A 15,617-nucleotide genomic window follows, 5' to 3' on the forward strand; every position below is an offset into this window, starting at 1 on the left:
AAAAAAGGCTGAACGCGATGGATCTACGTGATTTAAAATTATTTTTACATCTTGCGGAAAGTTGTCATTTTGGGCGCACAGCGACAGCCATGCATGTCAGCCCCTCCACACTTTCCCGCCAGATCCAGCGTCTTGAAGAATTATTGGGGCATACCTTGTTCTTACGGGATAACCGAACGGTGAAACTCACCGCTGCGGGCGAACAATTAAAACAATTTGCCCAGCAAACACTCTTACAATATAAACAGCTACAACATTCGCTAAATCACCAAAATCCATCACTGACGGGGGAATTGCGCCTGTTTTGTTCGGTGACTGCTGCCTATAGCCATCTTCCACAAGTCTTGGATAAATTCAGGGCAGAGCATCCTTTGGTAGAAATCAAACTGACAACAGGCGATGCTGCCGATGCCGTTGATAAAATTCAGTCCGATGCCGCTGATTTGGGGATAGCAGGCAAGCCGGAAAAATTACCGGATAACATCAGTTTTACCAAAATAGGTGAAGTACCGCTGGTATTGATTGCTCCTGCCCTGCCTTGTGCAGTAAGAGCTCTCGCGACAGAAGACCAGCCTGACTGGAGTCGCATTCCTTTTATCCTGCCCGAGCATGGCCCTTCCCGTAAGCGCATTGAGTTTTGGTTCCGCCGGCATAAAATCTTGCATCCGGTGATTTATGCAACGGTTTCCGGCCATGAAGCGATTGTTTCCATGGTTGCATTAGGCTGTGGGATTGCGTTAATCCCCGCCGTTGTCGTCGAGAATAGCCCTGAACCTGTACGGAATCGTATTTCGCTGCTGGAAAATATTTCTTTAGTCGAACCGTTTGAATTAGGTGTCTGTGCACTCAGTAAACGTTTGAATGAACCTTTGATTAAAGCGTTTTGGGAACTGTTGTAGAACAATCCCCTATTTTAGTGCCCGAAATGTCCTGCCATTTTTCTCGTTGCAGTTTTATTGGCGGCATTTTCCAATTCATTGAGGATGTCTGATTGTCATACATACTATTTAATTTCAGGACTATTAAAAAATAACAAAATAAAAAGATCGTAAAATTGGACTGACTTCTCTTCAAATGATCGACTATGATGATTTTTTTATTTAGTTATGGAGTCAAAATTAACGTATTACACGTTACAAGGTAAACTGCATTTACTCACTGCTTTTCTGATAAGGGATGAGGCCATGACATCAAGTACATTAACGACTTCTCAGTTTATCCGGCAATACAAGCACACAACCTGTAAACTGAATTTCCTTTCTTATGTAACCACTGAGTTTCACCAACACCCTTGTATTCAACTCAGCTTATCCCTGCATGGCGATGATTTGTTGTCGATAATGACTGAAGATGGAACGCATTTAACCTATGGTTGTATTATTGGCCCCAATATAATGCATAAGTTAAATTCATCGAATACTTGCAGTATTACACTACTTATAGAACCTACTGATGAAAATTATCATTTATTTAACCATCTCACAGAGAGTTTGCCCGTTATTTTTTTGGAGCGTGATAATATAATATCAATTATAAACTATTTAATTGAATCCTTTCTTTGTAGGAAAAACCCCGATACTGCCATTATTTATTCTTTAATTGGTTCATACCTGTCATGTCACTGCCAGTTCGATAAACGGATCATAAAAGCGATTTCGTTTATTGATTCACTTTCAGTAAAACGGGTTTCATCCCGCCAAGTGGCCGATAAAATTTACCTCTCTGAAAGCCGGTTCTTACACCTTTTCCGTGATCAAGTTGGTATTAATTTCCGTGCTTATTTGCTCTGGTTGCGTTTAAGTGATGCCATTGAAGAGATACATTTAAATGATTCTTTAACCTTAGTCGCTAATAATTGTGGTTTTTCTGATACTGCGCACTTTAGCCGAACCTGCAAAATGTCTTATGGGATACGCCCTTCAGATATTAAGCGCCTCACCCAAAACGATTCGCATATCGACTGCAAGACCGTTGAATGCCTCAATAAACTGATGCTGAATAATATCCCGGCGGTAACCTGAAAGGTAACAGACAGATTCAAGCTACCTTGGTGCCAAGTTTGATCTAGCCAGCCAAAGTATCAGAATTAATGTTAAGAAAATAAAGCCAAAGAGCCAAAAAATTTCATTTGCGGCCAGAATCAGACTTTGATCGGTGATTTTTTTGGCTAAAAAAGCGGTCGTTTGTAAGTCAGACAACCCTAACTTTTTGGTTTCCTCATAGGCTAAATTAACTAAGGAATTATCCGGAGTGATGAACTCCGTAAGCTGAGAATGATGAACAGATTCACGTTGAAACCATAGTGTATTGGTTAATGATGTCCCTACCGATATCGCCAATGTTCGAAAGAAGTTAAATAGGCTTCCCGCTGAAGCTACTTTCTCCTGAGGGATATCCGATAAAATAATCACATTGAGTGGCATGATAAAACATGCAATCGCTATCCCTTGAACAAACTGAGGCCATACTGCACTGGAGAAATCCATTCCAGATTCAAACGTGTACGCCCGCCAAAAAAAGCAGAAAGAGAAAACAATAAAGCTGAGGGTGACTAAGTAACGCATATCTATTTTAGCCCCAAACCGACCGATAACCGGGGCTAAAATAATCGGAAGAATGCCGAGGGGCGCCAATGCCAACCCGGCCAAGGCCGCAGTATAGCCAAAAACCATTTGTAATAGTTGAGGTTGTAAAACAAGTACACCAATATGAAGCAAAAATGCCAGGCTGATGCAAATCGTGCCAACCGTAAAATTACGTGATTTAAACAAAGATAAATCAACAATGGGATTTTTTTCAGTCATTTCCCAAATAACAAGCAAAATAATACCTATCGTTGCAATGACAGCTAATACGATAATTTCATCGGAATTAAACCAATCTAATTCTTTTCCTCTGTCCAGCATGAGTTGTAAACAACCCACACCCACGATCAGCAGGATCAGCCCCACCTTATCGACCGGAATGACTTCTATTTTTGTTTCTCGTTTCTTCAATATCAAATAGGTAATGAAAATAGCGGCTAAGCCAATCGGGACATTAATCAAAAAAATCCATCCCCAGTGGTAATTATCACTAATCCATCCACCGAGAATGGGGCCACAAACAGGCGCAATAATCACAGTCATAGACCAAATAGCCAATGCCATGCTGTGTTGAGATTTAGGGAAATTGGCCAATAACAAACTTTGCGACAGAGGGATAATCGGCCCTGCAACAGCACCTTGTATCACTCTGGCAATAATTAACATCTCAAGACTATTCGATACACCACATAACCAAGAAGAAATAACAAACAGTAGAGTCGAAACAATAAACAAACGAACTTCCCCAACACGTTTAGCTAACCAACCTGTTAAGGGAATCGAAATGGCATTCGCAATACCAAATGATGTGATAACCCACGTTCCTTGTGATACCGATGATCCAAGGTCACCAGCGATAGTTGATAGTGCTACGTTAGCAATCGTCAAATCCAGTATTTGCAGAAATGCGATAATTGCCAGAGACAGGATTAACCACCAACGCTGATTGACTGATAAAGGTTCCATTTGAGTCATCCTTAATCTGTATTGCCAGTATTGCGTTTTATGATTTGTTCAATTATTTGGTCGATTTCATTGTTATCTAACGAAAAAACATGAGTTTGATAAATGGCCCGTTGCTGGCTTTTATCCGCTAGCGTTGTCCCTGCTGTTTTTCTCGTATCAACGGTTGCATGCATCGATAAGCCAATGCGCAGCGGATAATGGGCAAGCTGCTGTGGATCTAATTCAATGCGCACAGGCAAACGCTGCACCACTTTAATCCAGTTACCTGTGGCGTTTTGGGCTGGCAAAATGGAAAAAGCACTGCCGGTTCCCATATCCATACCCATGATACGCCCTTGATAGACAACCTGATCACCATAAAAATCACTGACCAAAGAAACGGGTTGCCCCAATCGCATATCAGTAAACTGTACTTCTTTAAAATTCGCTTCAACCCACATCTGGTCAGCAGGAATAATGACCATTAACGGAGCCGATTGAGTGATGCGGGCACCAACCTGAACACTACGGCGTGATACATACCCACTGACTGGCGCATAAATTTTGGTTCGTTGCAAAGACAACCAAGCTTCACGTAAATTGGAAATTTCTTTTTCGATATTAGGGAGTTTCTTAAGTGGCGTTCCCATGACCAGAGCCTGATTAATTTTATATTCTTGCTTAGCCACTTTTAAATCTGCCTTGGCAATTTCAACCGCCTTGCGGGCATGCTCTAAATCTTCAACGGCAATGACCCTGGCTTTCCCCAATTTTTCACGCCGCGCCAGATCACCTATCAGCTTATCTAACGTAAGCTGTTTTAATTCTACATTCGCGAGATACTTAGGGTTATTGAGGATAGTTTCTTGTGTTTGACGTACTGCCTGAGCTAACGAGTTTTTACTTTTTTCGAAAGCATTCTCTGCATCGGTACTATCCAGAATTAATAAAAGATCACCTTGTTGTACAAAATCGGTATTATCGGCATAAATGTCTTTCACACTGCCATGAACTTGTGACATGACTTGAATTTGATTACCAGCAACATAAGCATTATCTGTTGACTGATAAAAACGTAATTCCGTGTACCAATAAAAGAAATACACCCCACCGGTAAGTAAAATAACCAGTAGGATAATAGAAAGTATGAATTTACGTTTTTTATTCTTTCCCTGTTGGGGAACGGGTGTCGTTTCAACTGTATCAGTTTCCATGTTTCACTCCAATAAATAATAAAACCAAAGTAATAAAAATACTTATATCTCATTACCTAATTTCCATATTTTCCCCATAAAAAGTTCAGTATCGCCATATAATGAAAATCTCATCACTACAAAATAGTTAAATTATTTCATCATAATTAGTTTCACCCTATCATCACGATGGCTTAACTCTATTTTAAATGGCCTTTTTTCCAACATATAAATCAGTATAAGTAGGATAACTATATAACTTAATGACGTGATTTGATTGAATAATCTGGCTAACATAAAACTATGGCAATGATTCAAAAAAAATTACAAAATATTTTTTATCAGTAATTTAATCAAACATATCAAAATAAAACCATATCTTCCTATATTATTCCACAATGTAACATTTACATTGAAAAAATGTGCATCCTTTTTACATTCCCCCTTTTGTACATTAGCCAGTTTATTCAAGCAAAAATAAAAAAACCTGAGTAAATTCGTGCTTATTCATTAAATGCATAACAACCATTAGTTTTGACATAAGTACAATAATCATAAGAACTAATAATTTAAATATAATAAAAAAGAAGGACAAGTTACATGTTTAAATCAATTGAATTATACGAAAAAATAAAAAATGCAAACGGAGATGCGATTAAGTGGTTAATTACAAATAATGACTTTTTCTACAGCCTGACAATCGAAGAACAAAAAGAATTAAAAACATATTTTATTAGGGATGCTTTCAAATACCATTTCGAAAATAATAATTATTATCGGGAACAATGTGAAGAAAAAGGAGTAAGGCCTGATGATATCCAGACTTACGCCGATTTGGTTAAAATCCCGGTTATTCCGGTAGCCATGTTTAAATCCTCAAATAGCCATCGTCTATTAAGTAAGCCCCTTTCCAGTATTGAACATGAAATGCGCTCCACGGGAACCAGCGGTATTCCGAGTGTTGCTCGTCGATGCGACCAAACCATGGACTACACCACAATCGGCCTTTATAACTCCTATCGGGATATGCTTAAGCTGTCCAGCGGTGCAGGTCTTTGTTTGTGTCCGTCAACAGAAGAAATCCCTGAAATGGGTATGATAAAAGCATTTAACTGGCTGGCCGGATTGCTGGATACACGGAATTTTATGGTTAAACAAGAACGTTTTGTACCAGAAGAAGCCGTCAATCAATTAAAAGAATGGCAAGGGAAATTTACCCGCCATTTAATCGGCCCTCCATTCCTGATCCATCGTTTTATTAGCTTCTTAAAAGCAACAAACACGCCTTTGGAACTCGACAGCGGAAGCATGATCATTACCCTCGGAGGCTGGAAGCGTTTCACCGGTGCTATGATTTCCCGCACTGAGTTTAATCAGGAGATAAAAACGTGGTTAGGTATTCCCGCCAGCCAAATACGCGATATGTATGGCCTTGTTGAAGCTAATTTTCTGGCGATAGAAGACGAGTTTAACCAAAAACATATCCCTCCTTATATTCATTTTTCTGTGCGTGATCCAGAAAATTTATCCAGAGAAGTCGCCGATGGTGAAACTGGGCAACTTGTTATTTTCGATCCCATTGCCCGCTCAACTCCCGGGATGCTGCTCACTGAAGATATGATTTACTTGCGTACAGATAACGATCCTTCCGGGCGAAATTCTCAACGTATGCAATATGTCATGCGGGCACCTTCTGCGACAGAATTCGGCTGCTGTGCAGTTAACCTGGAAAGCAAAATGGCGTCTGATGAGCAAAGGGATTCTTGTCCTATTACGCAATAAGGTTTGATCATGTTTAATGAAATTATAACTGATAACTTCTGTCATCCTGATTTCCAAGGGCGTCTGACAAACCCTGACATTCAACTTAAGTTAGGAAACCCGGTATGTGGAGACAAAGTAAACATTGATCTATCACTCAATCAAGAAGGGCGTATCAGTGAAGCCAGGTTTGAAGCCTGGGGATGTACGACTTCATTGGCAATGGCCAATCAATTTTGTCGCCAAATTCAGGACAAGGCATTAATCGAGTTTGCCCAATTGAGCCTACAAGAAATCGATAGCATGCTAGGCCAGCTCCAGCCTTCCCAACAACATTGTCTAGAAATGTTACATGCGCTTTTTCAGCAGCTAAGGACGCACATATGACAATGTTGTACTTTGATTTCAATGCAACAACGCCATTGAGCCATAAATCAAAAGCGGCGATTTTAGGCATGCTGGATCAATTTGCTAACCCTTCCAGCAAATATAGTTTAAGTCGTCACTTAACCACGTTGATTAAGGGCGCAAAAGATTCAATGGCACAATTAGTCGGAGGAGATGCTCAAAGGATTATTTTTACGTCTGGGGGGACAGAAAGTAATAATCTGGCTTTGCATAGTGTATTTAGCCAATTTCCGGCCACTCAGTTATCCCGTTATCATGCTATTTGTTCTGCCATTGAACATTCTTCAATTCTAGAAACACTTTTTTGGTATCAAAAAAAAGGGCTCAACCTGACTCTCATTGAACCAAAAGAAAACGGAAGAATCGATCTGGAGAAATTAAATCGCACCATTACACCACAAACTTGCCTGATTGCATTAATGGCAATCAACAATGAAACCGGTGTCATTCAACCCTATGATGAGCTTGCCGTCAGCCTGAAAGGAAAAGGTATCCATCTTCACATTGATGCAGTACAGGCGGTAGGGAAATGGCCTCTTCCACGCTTTGATGATATTCCATTAACCCTCTCTTTTTCAGGACATAAATTTTATGCTCCCAAGGGGATCGGAGGGTTGTATTACAGTCAACAAGTCAAAATTTACCCTTTGCTACATGGCGGAGGGCAAGAATACGGCTTACGCAGTGGTACAGAAAATACATTAGGCATTGCGGGATTAGCTGCGGCTGCGGAAGAAGCCTGTCAGGAATTGCCACAACGCCTTCAGTATTGCCAAAAAATGCGGAGTCACTTTCTTAATCAATTAGATAAATCAGGCATAAATTATCATTTAAATGGTGAAACAAACCCTGAGTTCCAGGCACCCTGGACATTGAATATCAGCTTTCCGGGTATCAGGGCTGAGGCACTGGCAAACAGATTAGACTTATGTCACGGTATTTCTGTTTCTCTCGGTTCGGCTTGCAGCAATAATTCGACATCACCTAAACGTTCTCATGTCTTACTGGCGATGCACGCTCCCTATTCCTATATCGATAGTGCTTTGCGCATCAGTTTTGGGCATTTCACTGAATTGTGGGCGATCAATGTATTGGTTAACGCCTTACAACAAGAAATACAGCATTTGCTAACCATGTCAGGAGAACAAATATGATACTGGATCAGGCGCAAACCTTACTGAGTTGTGTTAATCACTACGTGCTACAGAAACCCAACCATACGGTTTATCGCTTTTTACCTTCAGATGAAACGGAAGCAATTACGCTGACGTGGCAAGAACTAGAACACCATTCTCATCAGCTTGCCTGTACGCTCGTAGCCGCAGGCTTGCATAATAAGACCGTGATCCTGATGTATCCTCCCGGCCTTGAGTTTATTATCGGGTTGTTAGCCTGCTTTAAAGCAGGCGCCATTGCCGTTCCGTCAAATGTGGTTCGGGGCAGCCGTCATCTGCAAAGACTCAAACAAATACTCACTGATTCAAAAGCAGAAGTGATCCTCACGACTTCTGAATTAAGCCACACTTTATCTCAAGCGATTCCCGACCAAGCGATTATATATTATTCAGAACAACAAACGTCGCATACCAGCGTCCGGCTTCCTGCTATATCACCAGAGCATTTGGCTTTTCTGCAATATACCTCTGGTTCTACAGGGATACCAAAAGGGGTTATGGTTACCCACAGTAACTTAATCCACAATTTGCGGGCAATGAGAGATACGTTCGGACTGCATGAAAATTTGGTGATTGGTGGCTGGATACCACAGTTTCATGATATGGGCTTAGTCGGCCATATTATGATGACTATGGTGCTAGGCGGGCAGTATAACTTTATTTCACCGTTGTCATTCATTCAAAAACCATTACGTTGGTTGCAGTTGATGCACGATTATAAGGCGGAGTTCTGCTGTGCTCCCAATTTTGCTTATGACCTCTGTGCAGAAAACGATTATTCCGGACTCAATCTCGATTTATCGCGCTGGCGTTGGGCAGGAAATGGTGCTGAACCGGTCAGAAATACAACATTGGTGAAATTTTACCAGGCAGTTAAAGAATATGGATTTCATTATAAAAGCCAGATCCCCTGCTATGGCATGGCTGAAGCAACGCTGGTGATCAGTTCATCCACGAGTGAAGATGAGCCTCTGAGTTTATCTCTTTGCGGCGATAGCTTAGAAAAAGGAAAACTGACGCTGAAGCCTGATGGGATTGTATTGCAAACCTGTGGCCAAGTTGCCCCCGGCCACCGCGCTGTCATTGTCAATCCAGAAACAAAAGCATTGTGCCAAGCCGATGAGATCGGTGAGATTTGGGTACAAGGCCCAAGTATTGCAATGGGATATTGGAATAATGAGGAAGAAACCGAAGAAAACTTCAAGGCTTATACTGCCTGCGGTCAAGGGCCTTTCCTCCGTACCGGTGATCTCGGGTGTTTGTATCAAAATCATTTATTAATTACGGGCCGCTTGAAGGATTTGATCATTATCCGAGGTAGAAATATCTATCCACAAGACATCGAATATACCGCAGCAGAACAATCACCCGCATTTCGTTCAGGAAAAGCGATTGCTTTTGAAGTGAATCAACAGATTGTCGTCGCGATAGAGTTGAAAAAAAATGTGGAGCATACGCATAACCTATCGGCCTTAAAACAAAATGTTATACAAAAACTCACATCAGAATTCGATATTAATATCGCTGATCTCGTTTTTATCCAATCTAACAAATTACCGACAACCAGCAGTGGAAAAGTACAAAGAAAACTATGTAGTTCACTCTATTTGAAAGACGAATTACAACGCGTCCATGTTTCCGCTACCCACAGAGAAATTCAGGAGTAAAATATGACTGACCCAGAATTGAAAAATTGGCTAATTGACTATTTAACTCCCTATTTTCAACGTCATGATATTCCTATTGGAGTACATGTCTCTTTTGATAGCCTTGGCCTGGATTCATCCAGCCGGGTTACGCTGATTGCTCAGTTAGAAAAAGTATTGCAGAAAAAGCTGGACCCAATCCTTGGCTATGAATATCCCACGATCCAATCTCTGACTGAATATATATTGCAATCGGAGCAGACATCATGAATGTTGATTGCTTGATTGTTGGTGCCGGACAAGCAGGGCTAACACTGGCTGTCATGCTGAATAAGAAAAAAATCAACACACTGCTTCTGGAGCAGAATCAGCGTATCGGTGATGCCTGGCGCAGGCGTCCCGATAATATGCTGCTATTTACTTCTCGCATGATGAGTCAGCTACCTGATTTTCCTTTGCCGGGTACGCCGGATGGCTACCCAAGCAAGGATGAAATCGCCGATTATCTGGAACGCTATGCGCATCACCACAATCTCAATATCCAGACGGAGACGAAAATCGTCAGTGTCAAACATCAGGATGGTTTGTTTACACTCACAACAGAACAAGGGGAGCAGTTTTCCTCCCCGTGTTTAATTAACGCAACCGGCGCGAACCAAATCGCTATTACGCCAGAAATAGCCCACCATTTATCTGATTCAGTGCAGCAATTGACAGCGGATAATTACCGGAATCCGAAACAATTTAAGGCCGGATCCCGCATTGCCGTTATCGGTGATGGCGCCAGTGGCCGGCAGATCGCTCAAGAACTTTCATCCTCGATGCAGGTGACGCTCTTCTGTGGTCCCCCTCGCCCACTCTTACCCAATAGAATTATGGGGAAAGATCTGTTCTGGTGGTTGAGTAAAATACGGATATTGTATTCGGACACGTCAAGCCTGATAGGTAAAATCATGCAGCGCCGTAACCCACTGCCCTGCCGTGAACTGAATAACCGTTATTTATCTTCCCTCAATGTGCAGATAGCAAAGCGGCTTGTGAAAGTTAAGCAAAAAACATTGTTTGACCAGGAGGGAAAAAAATACACGACTGACGGTGTCATTTGGTGTGTGGGATATAAGGAAGTGACAGATTGGTTAACATTGCCGAATGTCAGTAACTCACAGGGTTTTATTTGCGAGGGCGGCAATAAAAACGGGGGTAAAACCCCTCATCCCGGTTTATTTCTCATTGGCCGGAAATGGCTTAGCAGCCGTAGTTCTGAATTATTGCTTGGCATGAATAAAGATGCCCAAAGAGTTGCCAACTTGGTTGAGCAATATCTGGCAACACACCCAAATGTTAAGCATAAAACCTGAGACAAGTGATGATGACAACGCAATTTAAATGTTATTCATGACTATCTTTTTAAAAATGCATTCAGATCGCAAACAAACTCCGTTTAAAAGAACGGAGTTTGTTGTTTTTCCGATGCTGCTCGTTTAAGTCAAAAACAACTTAAACGAAGGATTATCTGTTTCATCATGATATTCATAGCCCAGTTCATTCAAATGGCGATCAAAACGTACTTCCGATTCTGCAAGTTCAAAAGCCGTCAGAACACGCCCATAATCTGTGCCGTGACTACGATAATGAAATAAAGTGATATTCCAATGTGTGCCCAATGTTTGTAGAAATTTCAGTAAAGCACCCGGTGATTCGGGAAAAGCAAAGCTGAACAACCGCTCCTGCAATGGCTTGGCTGGCCTGCCGCCAACCATGTAGCGAACATGCAGTTTTGCCATTTCGTCATCAGTAAAATCAGCGACCTGATATCCGGCCGATTTTAATTCATTAATGATTTCAAGGCGCTCTGCATTTCCATGGCTCAATCTAATGCCCACAAAAATACATGCTTTATTGGCATCAGCCGCATCTGAATAGCGATAGCTGAACTCCGTCACAACACGGGACCCCAATATTTGGCAAAAATTCAGGAAACTGCCTTTTTGCTCAGGGACCGTCACTGCCAACAGCGCTTCACGCTGTTCGCCCAGTTCACAACGTTCTGAAACGTAACGCAAACCATGAAAATTCACATTGGCACCAGACAAAATGTGTGCCAACCGTTCTCCCTGGATCTGGTGTTGTTGGACGTATTTCTTCAGCCCCGCCAGTGCCAGAGCGCCAGACGGTTCCGCAATTGCCCTGACATCTTCAAAGATATCTTTCATCGCGGCACAAATGGCATCGCTGTCTACCGTAATGACATCATCGACATATTGCTGGCATAAACGAAACGTTTCGTCGCCAATGCGTTTCACTGCCACCCCTTCCGCAAATAAGCCCACTCTGGGCAAATCAACGGGACGTCCTGCTTCCAAAGCTGCTTTCAAACACGCGGAATCTTCGGCTTCCACGCCAATGACTTTCATTTCAGGAACCAGTTGCTTAATAAGAACAGCAACACCCGCAATCAATCCACCACCACCAACAGGAACAAAGATACGGTCGAGATGGACGTCTTGCTGTAGCAATTCCATTGCCAGTGTCGCCTGGCCTGCAATGACAGAAGGATGATCAAAGGGCGGAACGAAAGTGTAACCATGCTCTTTTGCCAGTTCTATCGCTTTTGCTTTTGCTTCATCAAAATTTGCTCCATGCAACAGAACTGCACCACCAAAGCTGCGCACTGCATCAACTTTGATATCCGCGGTAGCAATCGGCATCACGACGGTTGCTTTGATGCCAACCTTATGCGCCGACAACGCAACACCTTGTGCGTGATTACCCGCAGAAGCCGTAATGACCCCCCTGCTTTTCTGCTCCTCCGTCAAACCCGCAATCATCGCGTATGCACCACGCAATTTAAAACTGTGTACCCACTGTCTATCTTCCCGCTTAACTAAAATCGTATTATTTAAACGAGAAGAAATTTTTTTCATTTCCTGCAAGGGAGTCACTTGAGCAACGTCATAAACGGGCGCACTCAATGCGGCTTTAAGATATTCCGCCCCATTGGGCTCAGCATTCAGAGAATAAACTGCCACAATCAGCACCCCAGTTTGGTTTTATCACGCACAGCACCTTTGTCAGCGCTGGTTGCCAACGAGGCATAGGCTCGCAAGGCAAAAGAAACCTGACGCTCTCGTGACTTTGGTGTCCATGCCTTATCGCCGCGAGATAATTCAGCCTGAGTACGTTCAGCCAATGTTGTTTCAGGCACATCCAATTGAATTTTACGATCTGGAATATCGATATCGATGATATCGCCATCTTGAATCAATCCAATCAATCCCCCATTCGCCGCTTCAGGAGAAACATGACCAATGGAAAGGCCCGATGTGCCCCCAGAGAAACGGCCATCGGTGATCAACGCACAACTCTTTCCTAATCCCATTGATTTCAGATAGGTTGTGGGATAAAGCATTTCCTGCATTCCCGGCCCGCCTTTCGGGCCTTCATAACGAATGACAACCACATCACCAGCCACCACTTTTCCACCCAAGATAGCATTGACGGCATCATCCTGGCTTTCATAGACTTTAGCCGGCCCTCGGAAAGTCAAACTGCCTTCATCAACACCCGCCGTTTTTACAATGCAGCCATCTGCCGCAATGTTGCCAAACAGAACTGCCAAGCCCCCATCCTGACTATAAGCATGGGTATATTCACGGATGCACCCTTCCTTACGATCATCATCCAACGTTGGCCAGCGACAATCCTGAGAGAAAGCCTGGGTGGTGCGTATACCCGCAGGCCCCGCAGCGTACATGCTCTTCACACTGTCATCTTCTGTTTGCATGATGTCGTACTGCGCCAGCGTTTGTGATAAATCCAATCCCAATACATTCTTCACGTTACGATGCAAAAGCCCGGCGCGATCCAATTCACCAAGAATGCCCATCACGCCACCAGCTCGATGCACGTCTTCCATATGGTATTTTTGAGTGCTCGGTGCCACCTTGCAAAGGTGAGGAACCTGACGGGAAAGGCGATCGATGTCTGCCATGGTGAAATCAACGTCCCCTTCCTGCGCTGCGGCAAGCAAATGCAGAACCGTATTCGTTGAACCTCCCATCGCGATATCTAATGTCATGGCATTTTCAAATGCAGCCTTGGTCGCAATATTGCGTGGTAAAGCACTGTCATCATTTTTTTCGTAGTAACGTTTAGTTAACTCGACAATGCGTTTTCCCGCGTTGATAAACAGGTTCTTGCGATCAGCATGTGTCGCAAGCAATGAACCGTTGCCCGGCTGCGAAAGCCCCAACGCTTCAGTCAGACAGTTCATTGAGTTCGCGGTAAACATGCCAGAGCAGGAACCGCAAGTTGGGCAGGCTGAACGTTCGATTTGGTCACTTTGTTCATCAGTGACATTGGGATTGGCGCCCTGAATCATGGCATCAACCAAATCCAATTTGATTATCTGATCCGATAAGCGCGTCTTACCTGCTTCCATTGGACCACCAGAAACAAAAATAACCGGAATATTCAGGCGCAAAGATGCCATCAGCATTCCCGGTGTGATTTTGTCACAGTTAGAAATACAAACCATCGCATCAGCGCAGTGAGCATTAACCATATATTCCACAGAATCTGCGATCAACTCACGGGAAGGCAATGAATAGAGCATGCCACCATGGCCCATTGCGATACCATCATCAACGGCGATGGTATTGAACTCTTTTGCTACCCCTCCTGATGCCTCAATCTGTTCTGCCACCAGTTTGCCGAGGTCACGCAGATGGACATGTCCGGGCACAAACTGTGTAAATGAGTTCACCACGGCAATGATAGGTTTGCCAAAATCTGCGTCAGTCATACCTGTAGCTCGCCATAAAGCCCTTGCTCCCGCCATATTGCGGCCATGTGTTGTTGTGGCAGAACGATATTTAGGCATTGTTTTTACTCCCAAGTCTGTCTTATCTAATAAACTTCAGTAATCAGCACAGGCAGGGAACGACCACCTGCTGAATGTTATATTTTCTTATTGAGGGTTTACAGTATCCAGCCAACCCCATTTATCTTCTGTCGTACCATCAAATAAGCCAAAAAAGGCATTTTGAATTTTTTTGGTGATAGGACCACATTTTCCAATACCAACCTGAATGCCATCTACACTACGAACAGGCGTAATTTCCGCAGCCGTTCCCGTCATAAAAACTTCATCTGCCAAATAGAGTGATTCGCGGGAAAGTGTTTGCTCACGCACTTCCAGCCCCAGATCCCGGGCCAACTTGATGATGGCATCACGAGTGATCCCCGGCAACGCTGATGAGGTAAATGGCGGCGTAAACAGAACTCCATCTTTAACTTCAAATAAGTTTTCACCAGCACCTTCTGAAATATAACCATGAACATCCAGTGCAATCCCTTCCTGATAGCCGTGACGTCGGGCTTCACTTCCCACCAGCAAAGATGAAAGATAGTTTCCTCCTGCTTTTGCTGCCGTCGGGATCGTATTTGCGGCTACCCGGTTCCATGAAGAAACCATTGCGTCAACCCCCTGATCCAACGCGTCTTCACCCAGATATGTGCCCCAAGGGAAGGCAGCAATAATAACGTCTGTTTTATAACCCGCAGGAGGATTAACCCCCATGCCAACATCACCAATAAATACCAGCGGGCGAATGTAAGCGCTGACTAGTTTATTTTTACGCAAGGTTTCACGGCATGCTTCCATCAATTCGTCAACACTCTGACTCACAGGAAAACGATAAATCTTGGCTGAATCACGCAAGCGCTGCATATGTTCACGGTGGCGAAAAACAACAGGCCCTTTATGAGAGTTATAACAACGGATACCTTCAAATACTGAGGTACCATAATGTAAGGCATGGGACATAACGTGAACTTTAGCATCGGCCCAAGGTACCATTTCACCATTGAACCAAATGTAATCAGCTTGCTTTGTCATTATCA

General features: G+C 43.1%; 13 protein-coding genes. 8 read left to right on the plus strand and 5 right to left on the minus strand.

The genetic code is table 11. From position 1 onward, the window contains the following. The first annotated feature begins 17 nt into the window (after positions 1–17). Both ilvY and Xsze_RS03125 read left to right on the plus strand, forming a co-directional pair. Positions 18–899 carry an HTH-type transcriptional activator IlvY gene (gene ilvY, locus Xsze_RS03120; protein ID WP_038242225.1) on the plus strand — a complete coding sequence of 294 codons (882 nt, stop codon included), beginning with the start codon at positions 18–20 and terminating at the stop codon, positions 897–899. A 441-nt stretch (positions 900–1,340) separates the two neighbouring features. Next, complete coding sequence (locus tag Xsze_RS03125; protein WP_169924453.1) at positions 1,341–2,021, plus strand: helix-turn-helix transcriptional regulator; 681 nt, start codon at positions 1,341–1,343, stop codon at positions 2,019–2,021. A 21-nt stretch (positions 2,022–2,042) separates the two neighbouring features. On the opposite strand, the gene Xsze_RS03130 is transcribed toward Xsze_RS03125, so the two are convergent. Both Xsze_RS03130 and emrA read right to left on the minus strand, forming a co-directional pair. Further along, the gene (locus tag Xsze_RS03130; protein WP_244431887.1) at positions 2,043–3,551 is read right to left on the minus strand and encodes a DHA2 family efflux MFS transporter permease subunit; all 1,509 of its coding nucleotides are present in this window, start codon (positions 3,549–3,551) and stop codon (positions 2,043–2,045) included. An 11-nt stretch (positions 3,552–3,562) separates the two neighbouring features. Further along, the gene (gene emrA / locus Xsze_RS03135; protein WP_038242220.1) at positions 3,563–4,744 is read right to left on the minus strand and encodes a multidrug efflux MFS transporter periplasmic adaptor subunit EmrA; all 1,182 of its coding nucleotides are present in this window, start codon (positions 4,742–4,744) and stop codon (positions 3,563–3,565) included. 579 nt (positions 4,745–5,323) lie between these two features. Here emrA and Xsze_RS03140 point away from each other — a divergent pair. Genes Xsze_RS03140 through Xsze_RS03165 form a run of 6 tightly spaced genes read left to right on the plus strand, consistent with a single transcriptional unit; the run spans position 5,324 to position 11,071 of the window. Further along, entirely contained in the window at positions 5,324–6,505 is a 1,182-nt protein-coding gene (locus tag Xsze_RS03140; protein WP_038242218.1) for a LuxE/PaaK family acyltransferase, read from the plus strand. A gap of 9 nt (positions 6,506–6,514) precedes the next feature. Beyond that, a complete protein-coding gene (locus tag Xsze_RS03145; RefSeq protein WP_038242215.1) occupies positions 6,515–6,871 on the plus strand; it encodes an iron-sulfur cluster assembly scaffold protein in 357 nt (118 codons plus the stop codon). Beyond that, entirely contained in the window at positions 6,868–8,046 is a 1,179-nt protein-coding gene (locus Xsze_RS03150; protein ID WP_038242214.1) for a cysteine desulfurase family protein, read from the plus strand. The genes Xsze_RS03145 and Xsze_RS03150 overlap by 4 nt, the downstream gene beginning before the upstream one ends. Then, positions 8,043–9,734 carry a fatty acyl-AMP ligase gene (locus Xsze_RS03155; protein ID WP_051462643.1) on the plus strand — a complete coding sequence of 564 codons (1,692 nt, stop codon included), beginning with the start codon at positions 8,043–8,045 and terminating at the stop codon, positions 9,732–9,734. The genes Xsze_RS03150 and Xsze_RS03155 overlap by 4 nt, the downstream gene beginning before the upstream one ends. Positions 9,735–9,737: 3 nt before the next feature. Next, complete coding sequence (locus Xsze_RS03160; RefSeq protein ID WP_038242213.1) at positions 9,738–9,983, plus strand: acyl carrier protein; 246 nt, start codon at positions 9,738–9,740, stop codon at positions 9,981–9,983. Beyond that, positions 9,980–11,071, plus strand: coding sequence for a flavin-containing monooxygenase (locus Xsze_RS03165; RefSeq protein ID WP_244431886.1), 1,092 nt, complete (start codon positions 9,980–9,982; stop codon positions 11,069–11,071). The genes Xsze_RS03160 and Xsze_RS03165 overlap by 4 nt, the downstream gene beginning before the upstream one ends. Before the next feature lie 123 nt (positions 11,072–11,194). Here Xsze_RS03165 and ilvA read toward each other — a convergent pair whose 3' ends face one another. From ilvA to Xsze_RS03180, 3 genes are all read right to left on the minus strand, one after another. Continuing rightward, positions 11,195–12,742, minus strand: coding sequence for a threonine ammonia-lyase, biosynthetic (ilvA, locus tag Xsze_RS03170; RefSeq protein WP_038242210.1), 1,548 nt, complete (start codon positions 12,740–12,742; stop codon positions 11,195–11,197). Positions 12,743–12,744: 2 nt separating this feature from the next. Beyond that, positions 12,745–14,595, minus strand: coding sequence for a dihydroxy-acid dehydratase (ilvD, locus tag Xsze_RS03175; RefSeq protein ID WP_038242208.1), 1,851 nt, complete (start codon positions 14,593–14,595; stop codon positions 12,745–12,747). An 87-nt stretch (positions 14,596–14,682) separates the two neighbouring features. Then, positions 14,683–15,612, minus strand: coding sequence for a branched-chain amino acid transaminase (locus tag Xsze_RS03180; protein WP_038242206.1), 930 nt, complete (start codon positions 15,610–15,612; stop codon positions 14,683–14,685). Positions 15,613–15,617: the final 5 nt, after the last annotated feature.

The sequence above is a fragment of the Xenorhabdus szentirmaii DSM 16338 genome, from assembly GCF_002632585.1.
Classification (GTDB): domain Bacteria; phylum Pseudomonadota; class Gammaproteobacteria; order Enterobacterales; family Enterobacteriaceae; genus Xenorhabdus; species Xenorhabdus szentirmaii.

Coding starts and splice junctions, on each gene's coding strand:
- ilvY (WP_038242225.1), top strand. CDS start 18: ATGGATCTACGTGATTTAAAATTATTTTTACATCTTGCGGAAAGTTGT.
- Xsze_RS03125 (WP_169924453.1), top strand. CDS start 1,341: ATGACTGAAGATGGAACGCATTTAACCTATGGTTGTATTATTGGCCCC.
- Xsze_RS03130 (WP_244431887.1), bottom strand. CDS start 3,551: ATGGAACCTTTATCAGTCAATCAGCGTTGGTGGTTAATCCTGTCTCTG.
- emrA (WP_038242220.1), bottom strand. CDS start 4,744: ATGGAAACTGATACAGTTGAAACGACACCCGTTCCCCAACAGGGAAAG.
- Xsze_RS03140 (WP_038242218.1), top strand. CDS start 5,324: ATGTTTAAATCAATTGAATTATACGAAAAAATAAAAAATGCAAACGGA.
- Xsze_RS03145 (WP_038242215.1), top strand. CDS start 6,515: ATGTTTAATGAAATTATAACTGATAACTTCTGTCATCCTGATTTCCAA.
- Xsze_RS03150 (WP_038242214.1), top strand. CDS start 6,868: ATGACAATGTTGTACTTTGATTTCAATGCAACAACGCCATTGAGCCAT.
- Xsze_RS03155 (WP_051462643.1), top strand. CDS start 8,043: ATGATACTGGATCAGGCGCAAACCTTACTGAGTTGTGTTAATCACTAC.
- Xsze_RS03160 (WP_038242213.1), top strand. CDS start 9,738: ATGACTGACCCAGAATTGAAAAATTGGCTAATTGACTATTTAACTCCC.
- Xsze_RS03165 (WP_244431886.1), top strand. CDS start 9,980: ATGAATGTTGATTGCTTGATTGTTGGTGCCGGACAAGCAGGGCTAACA.
- ilvD (WP_038242208.1), bottom strand. CDS start 14,595: ATGCCTAAATATCGTTCTGCCACAACAACACATGGCCGCAATATGGCG.
- Xsze_RS03180 (WP_038242206.1), bottom strand. CDS start 15,612: ATGACAAAGCAAGCTGATTACATTTGGTTCAATGGTGAAATGGTACCT.